This window comes from Desertivirga arenae, assembly GCF_017355785.1.
Classification (GTDB): domain Bacteria; phylum Bacteroidota; class Bacteroidia; order Sphingobacteriales; family Sphingobacteriaceae; genus Desertivirga; species Desertivirga arenae.
Genome location: NZ_JAFEWE010000028.1, coordinates 1 through 2,598, shown reverse-complemented (window position 1 = coordinate 2,598; position 2,598 = coordinate 1). Strand labels below are relative to the sequence as shown.

The 2,598-nt window shown below is 42.5% G+C and carries 1 pseudogene; it reads left to right on the top strand.

Annotation, left to right across the window (positions count from 1 at the left end):
• Positions 1–2,598: pseudogene (locus J4N24_RS25295) on the top strand (SprB repeat-containing protein); the annotation flags it as partial.

Below are 2,598 nucleotides of genomic sequence, written 5' to 3'. Positions count from 1 at the left end.
ATATCTCTGTATCTGGTGGTACTTCTCCTTATTCTTATGCATGGAGTAATGGTGCTACTACAGAAGATCTTACCGGTCTTGCAGCTGGTACTTACTCAGTTACTGTTACTGATAAAAACGGAATAACCACTACAGCTTCGGCTACTATTACTGAGCCTTCCGCTTTACTTGCAGTAGTAGTAACCTCTAAAACCGATGTTACCGTTAAAGGTGCATCAACCGGGGCTATTGATATTACTGTATCAGGTGGTACTTCTCCTTATACTTATTCATGGAGCAATGGTGCTTCCTCTGAAGATCTTACTGGCCTTGCAGCTGGTACTTACACACTAACCGTTACTGATAAAAACGGAATAACTACAACAGCTTCTGCTACTATTACTGAGCCTTCCGCTCTGTTAGCGGCAGTAGTAACGAGCAAAACTAACGTTACGGTTACAGGTGCTTCAACCGGGGCTATTGATATCTCTGTATCTGGTGGTACTTCTCCTTATTCTTATGCATGGAGTAATGGTGCTACTACAGAAGATCTTACCGGTCTTGCAGCTGGTACTTACTCAGTTACTGTTACTGATAAAAACGGAATAACTACAACTGCTTCTGCAACTATCACTGAGCCTTCTGCTCTGTTAGCGGCTGTAGTAACTTCTAAAATTGATGTAACTGTTACAGGTGCTTCAACTGGAGCAATTGATATCTCTGTAAGCGGTGGTACTTCTCCTTATACTTATTCATGGAGTAATGGTGCTACTACAGAAAATCTTACCGGTCTTGCAGCTGGTACGTATACACTAACCGTTACTGATAAAAATGGTATAACCACTACAGCTTCGGCTACTATCACTGAGCCTTCTGCTTTACTTGCAGCAGTAGTAACTTCTAAAACCGATGTTACGGTTACAGGTGCTTCAACTGGAGCTATTGACATTACTGTGACTGGTGGAACTGGGCCTTATACTTATTCTTGGAGCAACGGTGCCACTACAGAAGATCTTACTGGTCTTGCTGTTGGTACTTATACCCTGACGGTTACTGATAAAAACGGAATAACAGAAACTGCTACCGTTACTATTAATGAGCCTTCTGCTCTACTTGCTGCAGTAGTAACTTCTAAAACCGATGTTACGGTTACAGGTGCTTCAACTGGAGCTATTGACATTACTGTATCTGGTGGTACTTCTCCTTATTCTTATGCATGGAGTAATGGTGCTACTACAGAAGATCTTACCGGTCTTGCAGCTGGTACTTACTCAGTTACTGTTACTGATAAAAACGGAATAACTACAACTGCTTCAGCTACTATTACTGAGCCTACTGCTTTACTTGCAGCAGTAGTATCCTCTAAAACTAATGTTCCGGTTACAGGTGCTTCAACCGGTGCTATTGATATCTCTGTATCTGGTGGTACTTCTCCTTATTCTTATGCATGGAGTAATGGTGCTACTACAGAAGATCTTACCGGTCTTGCAGCTGGTATTTACTCAGTTACTGTTACTGATAAAAACGGAATAACTACAACTGCTTCAGCAACTATCACTGAGCCTTCTGCTTTACTTGCAGCAGTAGTATCCTCTAAAACTGATGTTCCGGTTAAAGGTGCATCAACGGGAGCTATTGATATCACTGTAAGTGGTGGAACAGGGCCTTATACTTATTCATGGAACAATGGTGCTTCCTCTGAAGATCTTACCGGTCTTGCAGCTGGTACTTACTCAGTTACTGTTACTGATAAAAATGGTGTAACCACTACAGCTTCGGCTACTATTACTGAGCCTTCCGCTCTATTAGCCGCTGTAGTAACTTCTAAAACCGATGTTACCGTTAAAGGTGCATCAACCGGGGCTATTGATATCTCTGTATCTGGTGGTACTTCTCCTTATTCTTATGCATGGAGTAATGGTGCTACTACAGAAGATCTTACCGGTCTTGCAGCTGGTACGTATACACTAACCGTTACTGATAAAAATGGTGTAACCACCACAGCTTCTGCTACTATTACTGAGCCTTCCGCTCTGTTAGCGGCAGTAGTAACGAGCAAAACTAACGTTACGGTTACAGGTGCTTCAACCGGGGCTATTGATATCTCTGTATCTGGTGGTACTTCTCCTTATTCTTATGCATGGAGTAATGGTGCTACTACAGAAGATCTTACCGGTCTTGCTGCAGGTACGTATACACTAACCGTTACTGATAAAAATGGTGTAACCACTACAGCTTCGGCTACTATTACTGAGCCTTCCGCTCTATTAGCCGCTGTAGTAACTTCTAAAACCGATGTTACGGTTAAAGGTGCATCAACTGGGGCTATTGATATCTCTGTATCTGGTGGAACTGGGCCTTATACTTTTGCATGGAGTAATGGTGCTACTACAGAAGATCTTACCGGTCTTGCAGCTGGTACTTACACACTAACCGTTACTGATAAAAATGGTATAACCACTACAGCTTCGGCTACTATCACTGAGCCTTCCGCTCTATTAGCCGCTGTAGTAACTTCTAAAACGGATGTCTCTGTTAAAGGTGCTTCAACCGGGGCTATTGATATCTCTGTATCTGGTGGTACTTCTCCTTATTCTTATGCATGGAGTAATGGTGCTA